This is a genomic window from Vibrio sp. 03_296 (assembly GCF_002265885.1).
Map to the genome: position 1 here is coordinate 84,215 of NZ_NPKW01000123.1, position 18,405 is coordinate 102,619.

The following is an 18,405-nucleotide window of genomic DNA, read 5'->3' on the forward strand; positions in this document are numbered from 1 at the left end:
AAAAATGCCGCGAACATATCGCGGCATTTTTACATCACTTTGATGAGTAAACGGATTACTTTAATGCGGTGATTCCCATATTGAACAACGTAAACGCATACATATCCGCAGAGAGATCGATCATTTTGCTCATCGGCATACCCGCGCCGTGTCCGGCATTGACATCAATTCGGATCAGCACCGGGTTCACGCCTTGGTGTTTCTCTTGCAGTTCGGCGATGAACTTATAAGAGTGCGCAGGCACGACACGATCATCGTGATCGGCTGTAGTCACAAGGGTTGCCGGGTAAGCAGTGCCTTCCTTGACGTTGTGCACCGGAGAGTAGCCCAACAAATACTGGAACATCTCTTCACTTTGTGCCGATGTGCCGTAATCATATTTCCAACCTTCACCAGAGGTGAAAGTGTGGTAGCGCAGCATGTCTAGCACCCCAACCGCAGGCAGTGCTACTTTGAACAGCTCTGGTCGCTGAGTCATGCAGGCACCAACAAGCAGACCGCCGTTCGAGCCACCACGAATCGCAAGAAAATCCGAACTGGTGTACTGCTGTTCAATCAAGAACTCGGCGCCAGCAATAAAGTCATCAAAAACATTTTGCTTTTGCAATTGCGTTCCAGCATTGTGCCAAGCCTTACCGTATTCACCGCCACCACGTAAGTTAGCGACCGCGTAAACGCCACCCAACTCAAGCCAGCTGGCTACCATGCCTGAAAAGGCAGGCGTCAAACTGACATCAAAACCGCCGTAGCCATAAAGAATCGTCGGATTTTTACCGTTGAGTTCAATCCCTTTCTTATAGGAGATGATCATGGGGATCAAGGTGCCATCTTTCGATGGGTAGAACACCTGTTGTGATTCAAACTGAGTGCGATCGAAAGGCGCTTTTGACTCTTGGAACACATGAGACTCGCCACTCTTCACATCCAATGAGAAAATCGTCGGCGGTGTGACGTAATTGGTGAATGTGTAGTAGAGCGTAGTTTGGCTCTTCTTCCCTTCGAGCCCCGTTGCGGTGCCTTCACCGGGTAGCGTAATTTCTCGAACTTTTTCCCCTTGGTAGCTGTACTGCACGACTTTTGACAGCACATCAACCATGTAGGTCGCAAAAAGGTAACCACCTGCCGCCACCACCTCGAGAGGCTGATCTTGCTCGGCGATTAAATCACGCCATTGACCACTTTCAATATCCACACTTATCACTTTGCCGTTTGGTGCGTCTAAGTTGGTATAGAGAATAAAATGGCGACTTGTTGAGTCTAAAAGTTCAGTATCAGAGTCCACATGATCCAACAAGGTGTAGACCGATTGATCTTCACTTTGCAGATCAACATAGAACAAACGGTTACCTGACGTCGACTCATGGCCGCTGATGACGAGATAGCGATCATCTTCGCTTGTCTGTCCATAAACGTAGCGATGTACTTCACCCTCACCTTCACCGAAAACCAACACATCATCGGATTGTGGCGTGCCCAATCGGTGAAAATAGAGCTTGTGTTGTTCTGTTCTGGCTGACAACTCACTGCCTTGTGGTTTGTCATAACGTGAGTAGTAGAAACCTTGGTTGCCGAGCCAAGAAACACCGGTGAATTTCGCGTCGACGATTTCAGGTTCGATTTGCTCACCTGTTTCAGCATCGATCACAAAAATCTTGCGCCAGTCACTTCCCCCTTCTGAGATGGTGTAGGCCACCAACGAGTCATCTTTCGAGAAGAAAACACCGCTAAGTGACGTGGTGCCATCTTCAGAAAACCCGTTCGGGTCAAGAAACACCTGTTCTGGCTCTTGGCCTTTACGACGGTAAAGCACACTTTGGTTTTGCAAACCATCATTCTTATAAAAATAGGTGTATTCCCCATGCACAAAAGGCTGAGACGATTTTTCGTAATCTTGACTTGCTGCGATTTGCTCTCTGAGCTGCTGGCGAAAACCAATTTGTCCTAAATAATCGAAAGTCACTGAGTTTTGCCCAGCGACCCATTCAGCGGTGTCTTCACTACGATCGTCTTCTAACCAACGATAGGGATCGGCAACTTGATGCCCAAAGTAATGATCAACAATTGGGTCTTTACGTGTTTTGATGTACTGCATAACGTCCTTGTGACTCTTTGTGTAAAGCACTTTCTATAAAAAGCATCAAGGCCTTTTGGCCTTGATGCTTTAGGGTTTGCTTATGGTTGTAATGAGAATAATTTTCACCCCTTAACTTAGGGCTTACTGCGCTGTTTTCAAGCTAAAGATTGCAACATTTCTTGAAATGATGACTCAATCGCAATTTATTACCTATCATCAATCAACGTCAGCGCCTCTCAACATCAGCAACACTCAAAAATAGTGGGAAATGGTCAGATAACGCTCCCGAATATGCTCAATCAGTAAACGCACTTTGTTCGGTGGCTGGCGAGTAAACGGATAGACCGCGTAGATGCCCAATTTTTTGCCGACTTGCTCTGGAAAAATATCCACCAGCTGAGCATTACGAAAATCGTGGTACACCAAGCAGCGAGGAACATAGGCAATACCATGGCCACCTAACGCGGCTTTGCGCAAAGCCGTCGCGTTGTCGGTCGAAAAACACCCTGCTACACGTACAATGTAGTTGCCTTTATCCCCTTTAAACTCCCACTCTGACGCCCCTGTGGTTTGGTAGGCATACTGCAAGCAGTTGTGCTGAGTTAAATCGGTAGGAACGAGCGGTTTTCCATGTTTGGCAATATAGGAAGGAGATGCGCACACCACCCATTGGGAATCGAGAATATGTCGAGCAATCAAGCTGGAATCCTCAAGATAACCCGTGCGAATGACCAAATCATAGCCACCTGACACGAGGTCAACAAATCGGTTATCTAACGACATATCGACGGTTAATCCTGGGTGCTGGTTACAAAATTCGGCAACCGCATCCGCCAATATCAAGTCACCCGAAATCGTCGGTACCGACATTTTGATATGGCCACTGACATTCTCTCCAAAGCCTGCAACAGCATCCATAGCCTCCTGAGTGGCTTGCTTCACATTTTTGGCACTATGCAGTAACGCCTTGCCCGCCTCGGTCAACGTCAATTTTCGCGTTGTTCGATATAATAATTGAGCGCCAATTTCTTCTTCAAGTCGCGCAATTCTTTTGCTAACCACCGAATTTGTAAGGCTATTTTCTTCAGCCACCTTACTAAAACTGCCCTGTTCAACCACTTGGCTAAATAAGATTAAGTCATCTGCACGCATTGGATTATGTCATTTTTGGAAGGAATGATTTTCATTATTTCCCTATATCAATAAAAAATAAAGGGGTAAATTCACGCCAAATTAACAAGCCCATTACAAAAACAATAAGCTTTTTTCAATTATCCGTGTCAGTTGAACACTGCAATTGGAAGTCAGACCAACCTGATAACCCTACCCCATCAAGGTTGATCAAGCTGTACGAGGAAGTACTTATGAGTGAAACAATGTTAGCCCTTTTGGCCTTTTCGCCAATTGTGGTCGCTGCCATCCTACTGGTCGGTCTCAACTGGCCGGCTAAAAAAGCCATGCCTGTGGCCTTCGCACTCACTGTGGTGATTGCCCTCTTTGGTTGGGACATGTCCACCACCCGCGTCATCGCTTCTGTGCTACAAGGCCTTGGCATTACCGTCTCCGTGTTGTGGATTGTATTTGGCGCCATTTTCCTGTTGAACACGTTGAAACACACCGGAGCCATCACCACCATTCGCAACGGCTTTACCGATATCTCCGCTGACCGCCGCATACAGGCGATCATTATTGCTTGGTGTTTCGGCTCTTTTATTGAAGGCGCATCTGGTTTTGGTACGCCCGCTGCGATTGCCGCGCCTCTTCTGGTCGCCATTGGCTTTCCCGCGCTTGCGGCGGTACTGATGGGAATGATGATCCAATCCACACCGGTTTCTTTTGGTGCCGTTGGAACACCCATTATTGTCGGTGTGAACAAAGGTCTTGATACGCATAACATCAGCGAAGCATTGATCGCTCACGGCTCAAGTTGGGATATTTACCTACAACAAATCACCTCAAGCGTGGCGCTGATCCACGCCACTGTTGGCACCATCATGCCTGTGCTGATGGCAATGATGCTGACACGCTTCTTTGGCAAAAACCGCAGTTGGAGTGAAGGGTTAGATATTCTTCCTTTCGCCCTATTTGCTGGTTTCGCTTTCACTGTGCCTTATGCGTTAACTGGCGTTTTCTTAGGCCCTGAGTTTCCTTCTTTGATCGGTGGTTTAGTCGGTCTTGCTATTGTGGTGACGGCGGCCAAAAAAGGCTTTCTCGTGCCAAAATCACAATGGGATTTTGAAGCCGAGGACAAATGGCCAGCAGAATGGTTAGGCTCACTCAAAATCGATCTTGAACAAGTGCAAGGCAAACCGATGAGCCTGGTAAAAGCGTGGACACCTTACGTGCTTTTGGCAGTGATTCTCGTCGCCAGCCGCGTAAGTGCTGACTTCAAAGCTTTGTTAACGGGTATCAGCATCAGTTCTGGGACTATCTTAGGCGAAGCTGGTATCAGTACGGCGTTCCAACCGCTCTATTTACCTGGTGGCATCTTAGTGTTTGTCGCGTTACTTGCCGTGCTCATTCAAGCCGGCAGCCTCAAGCCAATGGCAAAAGCGCTGGGCGAATCCAGTAAAACCCTTGTTGGAGCTGGCTTTGTACTTGTCTTCACCATTCCAATGGTTCGCATATTTATCAACTCGGGTGTCAACGCGGCGGATCTCGCCAGTATGCCCGTCACCACCGCCAATTTTGCCGCTGACTTAGTTGGCTCTGCATTCCCGGCGTTGAGTGCCACCGTTGGTGCCTTGGGGGCATTCATCGCCGGTTCCAATACAGTGTCAAATATGATGTTCAGCCAGTTCCAATTTGAAGTGGCACAAACCTTGACCATCTCCAGTGCGGTTGTGGTGGCACTGCAAGCGGTGGGCGCGGCAGCGGGTAACATGATCGCTATTCACAACGTGGTTGCCGCTTCTGCCACTGTTGGGCTGCTCGGTCGCGAAGGTGCGACACTGCGCAAAACCATTATCCCCACTTTCTACTACCTTGTAGTCACGGGCATCATCGGTTTAACACTGATTTACGGTTTGCAGATCACCGATGCACTCATGACACCGTAGATAACCAGATTCATAACGACAACGAGCGGCAGGTGTAACCTGCTGCCAAACCAATATGGCGTAGCGGTCGCATACCCCGACAACCATAGCGTAGTCACTGCGCTATCCGCTACCACTACGCCATTCTTTACACGGGAGCACAGCCAATGCGTATTTATCCGGCAAAACCTGACAAAGTTTATTTCTACGCCACTTGCCTCGTCGACATGTTTGACCCAGAAGCAGGGCTTGATGCCATGACGCTACTTGAGCAACAAGGTATTGACGTTATCTTTGTCGAAAAACAAACCTGCTGCGGCCAGCCAGCTTACTCTTCGGGATACGATGAGGAAGCCAAACAAGTTGCCCTCAGTCAAATTGAGTTATTTCCACAAAGCTACCCCGTGATTGTGTTATCAGGTTCGTGTGGCGGCATGATGCATCATCATTACCGCCGTCTTTTTAAAGGCGATTCGCAAGAAGCCCAAGTGAGCCAATTCTGTGACCGAGTTTTTGAGCTCACCGAATTTCTCGTCAATGTGTGTCGCGTCAAGCTCAATGACCAAGGTCAACCAACCTCAGTGGTCATGCACACGTCCTGCGCGGCTCGTCGGGAAATGAATGTGCATGTCACCGCAACAGAGCTGCTTTCACAACTCGATAATGTTGAACTGCGCATGCAAGACTATGAAAGCGAGTGCTGCGGCTTTGGCGGGACGTTCTCTGTTCGTCATCCCAACATTTCTCAAGCTATGGTGGAAGACAAAACCCGCCATATCGAGGCCACTGCCGCTGAGACACTCGTCAGCGCAGACTGGGGCTGCTTGCTCAATATCAACGGGGCATTTGAGTATCAAGGTAAAGCGATCAAAGGTCGCCACTTGGCCAGTTTTCTACTCGAACGAATTGGGGGGAAAGCCTAATGTCACAAACTCCACAACAGTTCCATCAGCAAGCTAAAGTCGCACTCGCGGACCCGCAGCTCAGAGCCAACTTCCGTGGTGCGATGGATTATCTGCGCGACAAACGTAAACTCGCCTTTGCTGACCCTGCCGAGGAAAAAGCGATTCGAGATCTGGCAGAAGCCATTCGTCAACGCTGCTTAAGCAAGTTACCGCAACTGCTAGAAAAGCTTGAGTTCAACTGCTATCGCAACGGTATTCATGTCCATTGGGCAGAAAATGCTGACGAAGCCAATAGCATCATTGCCAGCATTGCTAACGCTCATCAGGCGAAAATGATCATAAAAGGTAAATCGATGGTCAGTGAAGAGATTGAGATGAACCATGAGATGGCAAAACTGGGGATTGAGTGCTTGGAAAGTGATATGGGGGAATACATCGTCCAACTCGACGGCGACAAACCTTCCCATATCATCATGCCAGCCATCCACAAAAATAAGCAGGAAGTGAGTGATACCTTCGAGAAAAATCTCGACAACTTCACGCCAACAACCGATGTAGATGCTTTGATTCAAACTGGCCGCCAGCGCTTACGACAAAAATTTCACGATGCCGATATTGGTTTATCTGGCGTCAACTTCGCCGTTGCTGAAACAGGCACCTTGTGTTTGGTGGAAAATGAAGGGAACGGGCGCATGTCCACTACCGTGCCGAATGTGCACATTGCGATTACTGGCATTGAGAAGGTGGTGGAGTTTTTGACCGATGTGCCGCCGCTCTACAGCGCATTAACCCGCAGTGCGACCGGACAAGCGATTACCACCTATTTCAATATGATTACCTCACCACGTAAGAATGGTGAAAAAGATGGCCCGCAGGAAGTGCATTTGGTGCTGCTTGATAATGGCCGCTCACAAGCTTACCAAGATGAAGAGTTACGCAAAACGCTGCAGTGTATTCGCTGTGGCGCCTGCATGAATCACTGCCCTGTTTACACCAAAATTGGCGGCCACGCCTATGGCACCGTCTATCCGGGTCCTATTGGTAAGATCATCTCTCCTCATTTACTAGGATTGGAAAAAACACAGGATCTCGTTACCGCATCAAGCCTTTGCGGCGCTTGTGGAGAAGTATGCCCGGTACGCATCCCCATTCCTGAAATGTTGCAACGCCTGCGACGAGAAGCGAAAAATGATCCCATGCCCGATCATGCACCACTTCGCGGCCAAAACGCGGCGCACAATGGTTTGGAAACGGCGGCGATGAAAGGCTTTGCTTACGCGGCGCGTCATCCCTCGCTCTACCATGCTGGCACGGCCATCGCCAGCAAAATGCGTAACCTGCTTCCGGCAAATCTCGGCCCTTGGACCCAATGCCGCACGGCGCCAAAACCGGCAGAAAAATCCTTACACCAATTGATGGCAGAAAAACGCAAAAGAGGTGAATCATGAGCCATGCGAAAAACAACATACTCAATCGCCTCAAAGCCGCCAATGCGATTGAAAAAAGCTCGGCGCACTTGAGTTATCAACCGTGGGGACACGAAAAGAATGTCACTCAGAATGAAAAAGTGCACCGCTTCATCACTGCCATGGAAGCCAGCCACGCCGAAATGCACACCATAGAAGCGTCACAACTCGAATCCACCATCGCGCGTATTGTGTCAGACAAAGCATGTCAAACCGCCGCTATTGGCACGGATGGAGAATACATTCACGCCTTTCGCAACGGACTCGCTCAAGTGAAAGTGGTGGAATTTGAACGCCACATTGAAGAATGGAAGAGTGAGCTTTTTAACCAAATCGATGTCGGTATTACTCATGTTTTAGCCGGTATTGCCGACACTGGTGCTTTGGTGTTGTGGCCGAGCGAATATGAGCCCAGAACCTTGTCCTTGGTGCCTCCTAAGCACATCGCGGTGATCAAACAGTCGACTCTTAAGTGTAATTTCCTTGAGGTCATGGTAGAGCAAGAGTGGGCGCATCACATGCCGACCAACGCACTGTTGATTTCTGGCCCGTCCAAAACGGCGGATATCCAACAAACGCTGGCCTATGGCGCGCACGGACCAAGTGAGCTCGTGGTGCTATTACTTACCGATCAATAAGCGAAAAACGTAACCTCAGCCTCATCGTTGAGGTTTTGTTTCTCAGCCATTGAGACGTTTTCATACAAACATGGCACGATGCTTTAACCCAAATAGAAAACATCAAGAGCAAATACGTCGCAGCAATGTAAAAACATATACCCCAACTACTTGGCGTTACAGGTAGGCGGCCAGTGAGGTTATCCGCATGAACATAGACAGACTATGTGATTGGGCCGGGCTGGCGTGCCAGTGAATGAGCATAGCCAACACCGCTGCAGCTTCAAGTAGGAAGGGGATAAACCGAAAAACGCTGCAAAACAAAGGAAGCAATGATGGTCAATAACTTAGATAACGCCACCTATCAAAAACTGGCTGCGGTGTTTGCTACCCGCATTGAGCAAGCGCGCATCATTACCCAAGAAGCCAAACGCTTAGCCTACGGTACCGACGCCAGTTTTTATCGTTTAGTGCCAAAGATCGTCTTACGACTCAAGGATTTGCAAGAAGTCATTTTTGCCATTCAAAGTTGCCGAGAGCTCCATGTTCCCTGCACGTTTCGCGCAGCGGGCACCAGCTTGTCTGGGCAAGCGGTCTCTGACTCTGTGCTCATCACCCTAACCGACGATTGGCGAGGCCATGAAATTGTCGACGATGGCAATAAGATCATTCTTCAACCTGGCGTGATCGGCGCGGATGCCAACCGATATTTGGCCCCTTTTCAGCGCAAAATTGGCCCCGATCCCGCTTCGATTAATACCTGCAAAATCGGCGGCATAGCCGCCAATAATGCCAGTGGCATGTGCTGCGGCACCGCACAAAATTCCTACCGCACCGTAGATAGTATGAAGATCGTTTTTAGTGACGGCACCATACTGAACACCGCAGATGAAGCCAGCATCGCCGCCTTTAAGCAAAGCCACGCTTCGCTCATTTCCGGCATCGAAGCGCTTTGCCAACAAGTGGCTGATAATAAAGAACTATCAGATAAAATTAAGCACAAGTATCGTCTTAAAAACACCACAGGTTACGCTCTTAATGCCCTGGTGGATTACCAAGATCCGATTGAAGTCATTGAACACTTGATGATTGGTTCAGAAGGCACCTTAGGCTTTATTGCCGAGATCACCTATAACACCGTCATTGAGCACCCCAATAAAGCCTCGGCGTTGTTGGTCTTTGCGACCATCGAAGAAGCCTGTCGCGCCGTAACGACTCTATCCAAATTACCCGTGGCAGCCGTAGAACTGATGGATGGACGCGCCCTTCGCTCTGTTGCCGACAAAGCGGGCATGCCCAGCTTTATTCAATCGTTGGATCTCGAAGCCGCGGCCATTTTGGTTGAGTCTCATGCAAGCTGCCAAACGACGTTAGATTTACAATGTAAATCTGTTATGGATGCACTAGCAGAGTACACCATCATTGAATCTGTGCCGTTTACCAGCGATGCTGCGACCGTTGCGACACTATGGGGAATTCGCAAAGGCATGTTCCCTGCCGTGGGAGCGGTACGCGAAGTCGGCACCACGGTAATTATCGAAGACGTTGCTTTTCCAGTGGAAAACTTAGCTAACGGCGTGCGTGACTTACAAGCCCTGTTTGATCGCTACCAATACGGTGAAGCGATCATTTTCGGCCATGCTCTCGAAGGCAACTTGCACTTTGTTTTCACCCAAGGTTTTGACAGCCAAACAGAAATTGACCGCTACGGTAAATTTATGGATGAGGTTGCGGAGTTGGTTGCGGTTAAATATCAAGGATCACTCAAAGCAGAACATGGTACAGGGCGTAACATGGCCCCCTATGTTGAGCTAGAATGGGGCCGTGAGGGCTACCAGTTGATGCAACAGATCAAGACGATCTTCGATCCCCAAGGTCTGCTCAATCCAGGAGTCATCATCAATGACAATCCCCATTCGCATATAGAAAACCTCAAGCCCATGCCTGCTGCCGATCCTTTGGTGGATCGCTGCATTGAATGCGGGTTTTGTGAACCCGTTTGTCCTTCGAGAACACTGACGCTTTCTCCTCGTCAACGCATCGTGCTTTATCGAGAGTTGCAGCGCCGAGTGCGTGCGGGAGAACAAGTACAAGCCTCTGAATTAGAGAAAGTTTTTGAATATCAAGGGATTGATACTTGTGCCGCAACCGGTTTGTGTGCCGATCGCTGTCCCGTTGGCATTAATACTGGCGATTTGGTCAAAAAACTTCGTACCGCTAAGTATGAGAAGTTTACCCCCATTGCCAAATGGACTGCGGACCATTTCAGCACCACAACCGCCATTGCCAGAAGTGGTCTACGTGCTAACCAGTTAGCAAGTCAGGTGATTGGCGCGCCAACGGTGGGCAAACTGACTAATGGCTTACGCTCACTGACTAAAGGATCAACACCCATCTGGTATCCAGAGTACCCCACGGCAAATCAACACTCACTCGGTAACACCGCATTTCCTATCACTGCAACAGAAAAGAAAGTGGTATACATGCCTTCATGCGCCAGCCGTAACATGGGGCAACAGGCAGATGCCCCTGATCAACGATCACTGACAGAGGTGACATTGTCACTTATAAAGAAAGCGGGATACGAAGTGATCATCCCTGCGCAATTGAGCAATCAATGTTGTGGCATGCCATACGACAGCAAAGGGATGAACGAAATAGCAACAAATAAAGCCAAACAGTTGGAAGAAGTATTGTGGCAGGCGAGTCGTGAAGGAACCTATCCTGTGCTGATGGATACCAGCCCTTGTGCCAAACGCAGCATTGAGCAGTTTAGCCAACCAATAGAAGTGCTTGAACCGACAGGCTTTGTCAGCAAGTATCTCTTACCACATCTCGATATTACCCCACTCAACGAAACCGTCATGTTACACGTCACCTGCAGTTCAAGGCGCATGGGGCTGGAAAATGCCATGATAACGTTGGCCAACGCGTGCACATCCCGCGTCATTGTTCCTGAGCATATTCAATGTTGTGGTTGGGCGGGCGATAAAGGATTCACCACCCCAGAACTCAACGCAGCCGCGGTTCATCCGTTAAAAGCGCAAGTGCCGAGTGATTGCCAACGGGGTTTTAGCAATAGCCGAACCTGTGAAATTGGTTTGTCGCATCACAGTGGCATTCCCTATCAATCCATTCTCTATTTGGTTGATGAAGCCTCATCTCCTCGTTAAGAATAGCGAGGATAGACACTCCTCTTCTGGGCTCCCGTTATTGGAGCCCTTTTCACTCGTCCCTGTCGCAATTTGGTTTTCATCAAGGCATACTGAGCCCTTCTCCAACACAAAGGAAATCCCCCATGTCAGAATGTAACTTATTGATTGCCGAGCTAAAAAAACAACTCAAGTTGCAAGGCGTTCACTATTCTGACATTGCTCGCTCACTGGCACTCAGTGAAGGCTCCGTGAAACGGCTCCTCGCAGAAGGCAGCCAGATTAGCTTAGAACGGCTGGAACGTATTTGTCAGTTGGCAGGCTTGGAAATGAGTGAGCTTTTTAAACTGGTGGCCAAGCACGATCAAGGCATTGTTGCACTGACCTATGAGCAAGAAAAGCAACTTATCGACGACAAAGCCCTGCTGCTGGTCTCTGTTTGCGTGGTGAATGGCTACACCTTTGAGGAAATCCGCCAACAATATCAATTTAGTCAACCAGAGTTGATTCAAAAACTCGCGCAGTTAGATCGGCTCAGTATCATTGAGTTACAACCAAACAATCGAATTAAGCTTAAGATTTCCAAAGAGTTTTCTTGGATTGCTGGTGGTCCTATCCAACGATTTTTCCAACAACAGGTACAACAGGCGTTTTTCCACAGTTACTTCTCTGCTTCGGATGAAAAATTGGTCATGGCAACCGGATTGATGTCGACGCCGACCAACCAAAAAATGCAGCAAAAACTGCAAAAATTGATCACTGAGTTTTATGCCGCCTGCCAAGATGACAGTGAACTCGCGATTGAAGATCGTCACGGCACCTCGATGGTTCTCGCTATCCGACGCTGGACCTTTCCCATGTTTTCTGAGTTAGAAAACAGACCAACCGAGCGAGAAAAGTAACACCAATTACACCAAAGGTAACGATATACGTTACTTTCATCATTAAAATCGCCTCAAAAGGTCACTTCTGCCATTCTGCCTGCCATAGGAACGGTGCAACACCGTTATTTCATGGAGGCAACAAAATGAGCATTCAACATCACCATAAAGCGGCGCTGAGACAACTGCTGGCATTCCTTGTCATCATCTTATCGGTGCTCGTTAGTCCAAGCTTACTGGCTAGCGGATTGTTAACCCCTGCCGATAGCCGTTTTCAACCACTAACCATTCAGTCTCAACACGTTAATGTCGTCATTGAAGATGGTTACGCTACGACATCCATTGAACAAGAGTTCTTTAACCCTAACGATCAAAGCTTAGAAGCACTTTACTCCTTTCCTATTCCTGAAAAGGCGGTGGTGGGCGAATTTATCTATTGGATCAATGATCGCCCAGTGATTGCAGAAGCCGTCAGTAAAGCAAAAGCGCAAACGCTCTATCAAGAGCAAAAAGCGCAAGGAGCCTCGACCGCCATTACAGACAAAAACGAATTCAAAAGCTTTGATATCCGTGTTTTCCCTGTTTTACCCAACCAAAGCGTGAAAATTAAGCTGGTTTATCTTCAAGATGCCTTAATCGATCATGGCATCGGCCGCTACGTTTACCCAATGGAAGAAGGTGGTGTCGATGCGGCAGCGGATGCATTTTGGTCTCGTAATACCCACGTTGAGCAAGCTTTTTCTTTCAACTTGGAAGTACGTTCGGCCTATCCAATTGATGGTTTAAGACTGCCTGCGCATCCTAACGCCATCATTTCACAAACCCCACAAGGTGAGCATCTTGTTTGGCAAGCCAGTGTGACCAATCAGCAAAACGTCGAAGAACAGAGCTCGAGTGCCAAGCAAACCGCCTTTACACTCGACAAAGACATCACCGTTTATTGGCGTTTACAGGAAGGTTTACCCGGTCGTTTAGAAGCAGTTAGCTATCGTGACCCTCAACAAAGTGAGCGCGGAACCATCAAACTGACCTTCACCCCAGGCGATGACCTTTCCGCTATTCAACAAGGTCGTGATTGGGTGTTTGTACTCGATAAGTCAGGTTCAATGTCAGGCAAGCATACCACCCTAACAGAGGGCGTTAAACGTGGTTTAGGCAAACTCCCCTCTGGAGATCGATTCCGAATTTTGATGTTCGATAATCGAGTCCAAGAGATCACCAACGGTTTCATCGCCGTCAATCAAAATAACGTGACACAAGCGATTGAGACCATCAATCAAATCGCCACTGGCGGCGGCACCAATCTCTATGATGCACTGGAACGCGCAGTATCTGGCCTAGACAGTGACCGAACGACAGGGATCATTTTGGTCACCGATGGGGTTGCCAATGTCGGTGTGACAGAGAAAAAGCAGTTCCTGAAACTGATGCAGCGCTACGACGTTCGTCTCTACACCTTCATCATGGGTAACAGTGCCAACACACCGCTGCTTGAACCAATGACGCAAGTATCCAATGGCTTTGCGACCAGCATCTCCAATTCAGATGACATTCTTGGCCACATTATGAATGTCACCAGTAAACTAACTCACCAAGCGTATCGCAACATCCGCTTAGACGTAGATGGGGTAAAACTCAACGATCTGACACCTGAGAACATCCACTCTCTTTATCGAGGTGAGCAACTTACGGTCTTTGGTCACTATACCAAAGCGGGTAACAGCACCATTACACTGTCAGCCAAGGTCGATGGCATCACACGCAAGTACCAAACGACCATTCAGTTGCCAGAGCAACAGCTTGAAAATCCAGAAATTGAGCGTTTATGGGCCTTCTCAGCCATTCGAGATATTGAGTCCAAGATGCAGTACTTGGAGCAAAATGATAACGAAAGCGAACAAGCAATCGAATCTATTGCCTTGGAATATGGCTTGCTCACGGACTACACCTCGTTACTTGTGGTCGAAGATGCGGTGTTTGAGAAAAATGGCATCAGTAAAACAAACCAACAACGTGTAGAAAAAGAACAAGCGGCAAGAGAGCTTCGCCAACAACAAGGTATAACGGATAACCGTGCAGACAAGCAGCAGCCAATGTTCACCCAACCAGCCCCTTCGCATGGCGGCGGCGGTAGCGGTGGTGGTTCAATGACTCTGTGGCTCATCGTCGTTCTTGGCTGTGCATTGATGCTACGCCGTAAAACAAACGCTTAAAAAGCACAATATGAGCGGGAATAACCTTCCCGCTCTGATTCACAAAAGACAAAAGAAACCGAGGCATTTTTCTGTACTCGTTTTGAATATTTAGACACAAAGGACTGTGGCTGCGCTTTCGTTCTTTTCTTCATGATAGTAATGAACTCAGCAAGGCACTAAACAAGATCAAAGAGGCTAACATGTTTTTATCGCGTCGATTTTTTCCTTACTTCTGCACTCAGTGCTTGGGTGCCCTCAACGATAATATCTATAAGAATGTGTTACTGCTGATGGTGACTTATAGCCAAGTGGAACAGCTTCCACTGCCCATTGACTTATTTGTGAATCTCGCGGCGGGCTTATTCATCTTACCTTTCCTTCTTTTTTCAGCCCATGCTGGGCAAGTCGCTGACAATATGGACAAGGCACGATTAATTAAGCGCCTAAAACAGATTGAACTGTTGGTGATGGGCTGCGCCGCCATCGCCATTTTGACGCAAAGCTACATCGCGATGCTGATTCTGCTCTTTCTCACCGGGACTCAATCGGCCTATTTTGGCCCGGTTAAATACTCCCTGCTTCCACAAGCACTCAAAGCCAACGAGTTGGTCAAAGGCAATGCTTGGGTAGAGATGGGCACCTTCGTTTCTATTTTGCTTGGCACACTCACCGCAGGCGTGCTGATTGCGTTAGAAAATGGGCTCTACATTACCGCAGGCTTAGTATTGGTGCTGGCGTTACTTGGCGTTGTCAGCAGCCAAAAAATGCCCGCACTACCATTGCAAACACCTGCTAAAAAAGTACAGTTCAAACCTATTTCCGGCTTAGTCAGCACGCTGAAGAATGCGCAGAAAAATCGTGGAATCTGGATGGCGATCTTAGCCATCAGTTGGTTTTGGTTTTTAGGCGCCACCTACCTGACTCAGTTCCCCAACTTCGCAAAAACGCACCTCTATGCAGACAGCACGGTCGTTTCTGTGTTGCTGGCACTGTTTTCCATTGGCGTCGCTACGGGTTCATGGCTGTGTGAAAAACTCTCTTTTGATCAAGTGGAACTCGGTATTCTGCCTTTTGGCATTGCCGGCCTCACTCTGTTTGGTGGTGACCTACTTTTTGCTCTGCCTAACGTGGCACAGTTTCCATCCGCCTATTGGCAAGCCGCTGATTTCGTGCAGCACGCTCAACACTGGCGCGTGATGGCGGATCTTTTTATGGTGGGAGTCAGCGGTGGGCTTTTCATCGTTCCACTATACGCTTTCATTCAATCTCGTGCAGAGGATGGCGAATGTGCGCAAGCAATCGCGGCCAATAACATCATGAACTCGCTATTTATGGTGGCATCGGCAGCACTCTCCATCTTTGTCTTAACCGTAGTAAAGCTGAGCATTGTGCAATTGTTCGCCTTGTTGGCACTGATGAATTTGGCCGTCGCCATTTATGTTTACCGCCAAGTACCCGAGTTTACCCAGCGATTTATCAGCTATCTGATTAGCCACATAATGTACCGAGTGACGATTAAGGGCCGTAGCGGCATTCCCCAACAAGGAGCAGCGCTGCTGGTTGCGAACCACGTGAGTTACGTTGATGCACTGATCTTAATGGGTATTTCACCGCGACCGATTCGCTTTGTAATGGCAAAAGGCATTGCTGAGATTCCACTACTGAAATATGTGTTCCGCCATGCAGGCGTGATTCCCATCTGCTCTCCGAAAAAATGTGAAAAAACCTATCAAAATGCATTTAAACAGATTGCTCAAGCATTAGAGCGAGGCGAGCTCGTTTGCATTTTTCCAGAAGGTCGCCTGACATCGGACGGCAACTTGGGCGAGTTTAGACCCGGTGTGGAAACCATTCTCAAAGACAACCCTGTGCCTGTTATTCCCGTTGGGCTAGTTGGACTGTGGGGATCTTTTTTCAGCCACAAACATGGACATGCGCTCACCTCTTTACCTCGTCGATTCTGGTCGAAAATCAGCGTTAACGTTGGCGAAGCGATAGAAGGTACAGAAGCCAACCGACATCAACTGCAGCAAGAGGTACAAAAGTTGGTTGCTGTACCCCGTTCACAGTAAGCCATTATTTTTCATGAGATAATCTAAACATTAGGTCGCCCCAAGTCGCTTGGTATTACCGGTAGCGAGGGAATAAGGGATGGAGAGTAAAGCAATGAAAATCATTATTTTGCACGGTTTATATATGCATGGCTTAGTGATGCAGCCTCTCAGCTTGCGCCTAAAAAAATTGGGTTATCAAACACAAACGCTCACCTACAACACAGTCAATATTGATGAAGAAAAAGTTTTTCAATCCATAGACAAAGCGCTCAGCACTACGACGGGGAATGTGCTAGTTGGCCATAGCTTGGGAGGCTTGATGATTAAACATTATCTTGCCTCTCGTCGCCCTGCCCTTCAGCAGATCTCACATGTGGTGGCCATTGGCTCGCCGCTCAAAGGCGCTTCCATCGTAACGAAAATTCAAGAGCTTGGTTTAGGTGCGATGCTTGGCAATTCGCCAAAACATGGGCTCAATATGCATGAGGATATTTGGGATTTCCCTCAGAAGCTTGGCAGTATTGCAGGCACTATTCCATTGGGTGCAAGACCCTTCTTACTAATGGATACACAGACAATGTCCGATGGGACGGTCACGGTGGAGGAAACAAAGATCTCAGGTATGACTGACCACGTTTTGACGAAAAATAGCCACACCAGCATGATATATAGCCGTTATATTCCAGATCAGATCGATCATTTCATCCAGCATTCTCACTTCAGACAAACCGAGAGCGTTAATTAAGGGTTAACTGAATAAGCAAAATCAAAACAAAAAACAGCGCCCAATAATGCAAATATATCACTAGCAATAAATATGAAATTTATATATTATCTCTCGCGGTTATAAAACAGTGTTCAAAACCAATGCTAGACCAAAGCAGTTAAGAACTAAGTTGTTTGAAACCATGCATAGAAAACTGTTGTTAGCGCTCATGAAAAGACCACAAATCGAAACGTCAAGCTCAATGCTTGCTGTCATTCTGATTTGAAATACATATCACTATAAAAAGCGCCTGACATCCTAATAAAACATAGGAAATAACAATGAAAATGAAAGCGATCGCTCTGACGTTATTGAGCCTAAGCGCTATTTCAGCAGCACACGCAGACACGAAAGTAAACGGCTTCTACCTTGGTGCTGGTGCTGGTTCTACGGAATTTGACAGTGATCAGTCTGTCACCGGTAAAGCCGATGGTAACGCACTAAAACTGATCGCCGGTTATCAGTTCAACCGTATCGTTGGTATCGAAGCACAATACAGCAAATACGGTGATGTGAAATTTTCCACACCGCAAAATACTTGGACTCCGACTGCACTTTCTTTGAATGCCAACCTTGGCTACACCTTTGCAAATGGCCTTCGTCCTTATGGTATTGTTGGCCTTTCAGCATTAGATCTTAGCGAGTCAACCAAAACCCTTGAAAGTGACAGTGGCGCTGCTATCCACTTTGGTTTGGGCTTAGAGTACGCGCCACCAACATTGAACGGCCTAGCGTTCCGTGTGGGTTACGATACTGAAATTTTTGGTATCAGCACCGAATATGACCTAAATGGCACCAAAGTAACGGAAGACGTTGCTTACAGCCTAGGTGCATTCTACGCAGGTGCCACGTACAAGTTCTAATGTGTACTGCACAATCTTGCTTCAAAGGGCCTTACGTACGGCCCTTTTTATTTTTCGTTTTGGAAGAATAGATTGAATAAAAAAGAGACCGAGCGCGCAAAAACAGAGCAAACAAAACATAAAACGGCGACAAATCAAGCGATTGAACTTTTTCCACTTTACATCATCCACGCTTCCCCCTATTATCTCGGCCCATGGAGAGATGGCTGAGTGGTTGAAAGCACCGGTCTTGAAAACCGGCGTACGTTAATAGCGTACCTAGGGTTCAAATCCCTATCTCTCCGCCACATTGCATTGTTGAGCTGATGCTGAACAATTTGCCTCGATAGCTCAGTCGGTAGAGCAGAGGATTGAAAATCCTCGTGTCGGTGGTTCGATTCCGCCTCGAGGCACC

12 protein-coding genes and 2 tRNA genes are annotated in these 18,405 nt (G+C 47.9%); 12 read left to right on the plus strand and 2 right to left on the minus strand.

Annotation, left to right across the window (positions count from 1 at the left end; genetic code table 11):
• Positions 1 to 55: 55 nt before the first annotated feature.
• Both CIK04_RS15285 and CIK04_RS15290 read right to left on the minus strand, forming a co-directional pair.
• Positions 56 to 2,092, minus strand: a complete 2,037-nt coding sequence (locus CIK04_RS15285) for a prolyl oligopeptidase family protein (RefSeq protein ID WP_097352219.1) — start codon at positions 2,090 to 2,092, stop codon at positions 56 to 58.
• 234 nt (positions 2,093 to 2,326) lie between these two features.
• Positions 2,327 to 3,226: a LysR family transcriptional regulator gene (locus tag CIK04_RS15290; protein WP_097352220.1), complete on the minus strand. Its 900-nt coding sequence runs from the start codon at positions 3,224 to 3,226 to the stop codon at positions 2,327 to 2,329.
• 212 nt (positions 3,227 to 3,438) lie between these two features.
• Between CIK04_RS15290 and CIK04_RS15295 the strand changes: the two genes are divergently transcribed.
• The 12 genes from CIK04_RS15295 to CIK04_RS15350 all read left to right on the plus strand — a co-directional run bounded on the left by CIK04_RS15295 (position 3,439) and on the right by CIK04_RS15350 (position 18,403).
• Positions 3,439 to 5,133 (plus strand): L-lactate permease, encoded by a 1,695-nt coding sequence (locus tag CIK04_RS15295; RefSeq protein ID WP_097352221.1) that lies wholly within the window; start codon positions 3,439 to 3,441, stop codon positions 5,131 to 5,133.
• A 146-nt stretch (positions 5,134 to 5,279) separates the two neighbouring features.
• Positions 5,280 to 6,035 carry a (Fe-S)-binding protein gene (locus CIK04_RS15300; protein ID WP_017421611.1) on the plus strand — a complete coding sequence of 252 codons (756 nt, stop codon included), beginning with the start codon at positions 5,280 to 5,282 and terminating at the stop codon, positions 6,033 to 6,035.
• On the plus strand, positions 6,035 to 7,465 hold the full coding sequence (locus CIK04_RS15305) for a LutB/LldF family L-lactate oxidation iron-sulfur protein (protein WP_097352222.1): 1,431 nt from the start codon (positions 6,035 to 6,037) through the stop codon (positions 7,463 to 7,465). Before CIK04_RS15300 ends, CIK04_RS15305 begins: the two co-directional genes overlap by 1 nt.
• Positions 7,462 to 8,121, plus strand: coding sequence for a lactate utilization protein C (locus CIK04_RS15310; RefSeq protein WP_038969091.1), 660 nt, complete (start codon positions 7,462 to 7,464; stop codon positions 8,119 to 8,121). Before CIK04_RS15305 ends, CIK04_RS15310 begins: the two co-directional genes overlap by 4 nt.
• A 311-nt stretch (positions 8,122 to 8,432) precedes the next feature.
• Positions 8,433 to 11,273 carry an FAD-binding and (Fe-S)-binding domain-containing protein gene (locus CIK04_RS15315; RefSeq protein WP_097352224.1) on the plus strand — a complete coding sequence of 947 codons (2,841 nt, stop codon included), beginning with the start codon at positions 8,433 to 8,435 and terminating at the stop codon, positions 11,271 to 11,273.
• Positions 11,274 to 11,398: 125 nt separating this feature from the next.
• Entirely contained in the window at positions 11,399 to 12,154 is a 756-nt protein-coding gene (locus tag CIK04_RS15320; RefSeq protein ID WP_038968158.1) for a helix-turn-helix transcriptional regulator, read from the plus strand.
• Between the two features lie 125 nt (positions 12,155 to 12,279).
• Complete coding sequence (locus CIK04_RS15325; protein WP_097352225.1) at positions 12,280 to 14,346, plus strand: VIT and VWA domain-containing protein; 2,067 nt, start codon at positions 12,280 to 12,282, stop codon at positions 14,344 to 14,346.
• Between the two features lie 182 nt (positions 14,347 to 14,528).
• Positions 14,529 to 16,400 carry an MFS transporter gene (locus CIK04_RS15330; protein ID WP_097352226.1) on the plus strand — a complete coding sequence of 624 codons (1,872 nt, stop codon included), beginning with the start codon at positions 14,529 to 14,531 and terminating at the stop codon, positions 16,398 to 16,400.
• Positions 16,401 to 16,494: 94 nt separating this feature from the next.
• On the plus strand, positions 16,495 to 17,127 hold the full coding sequence (locus CIK04_RS15335) for a cobinamide adenolsyltransferase (protein ID WP_026130926.1): 633 nt from the start codon (positions 16,495 to 16,497) through the stop codon (positions 17,125 to 17,127).
• A 302-nt stretch (positions 17,128 to 17,429) separates the two neighbouring features.
• On the plus strand, positions 17,430 to 18,011 hold the full coding sequence (locus CIK04_RS15340) for a porin family protein (RefSeq protein ID WP_097352227.1): 582 nt from the start codon (positions 17,430 to 17,432) through the stop codon (positions 18,009 to 18,011).
• Positions 18,012 to 18,207: 196 nt separating this feature from the next.
• Positions 18,208 to 18,298: transfer RNA gene (locus CIK04_RS15345), tRNA-Ser, on the plus strand.
• Positions 18,299 to 18,330: 32 nt separating this feature from the next.
• A tRNA-Phe gene (locus CIK04_RS15350) sits at positions 18,331 to 18,403 on the plus strand.
• Positions 18,404 to 18,405 lie beyond the last annotated feature (2 nt).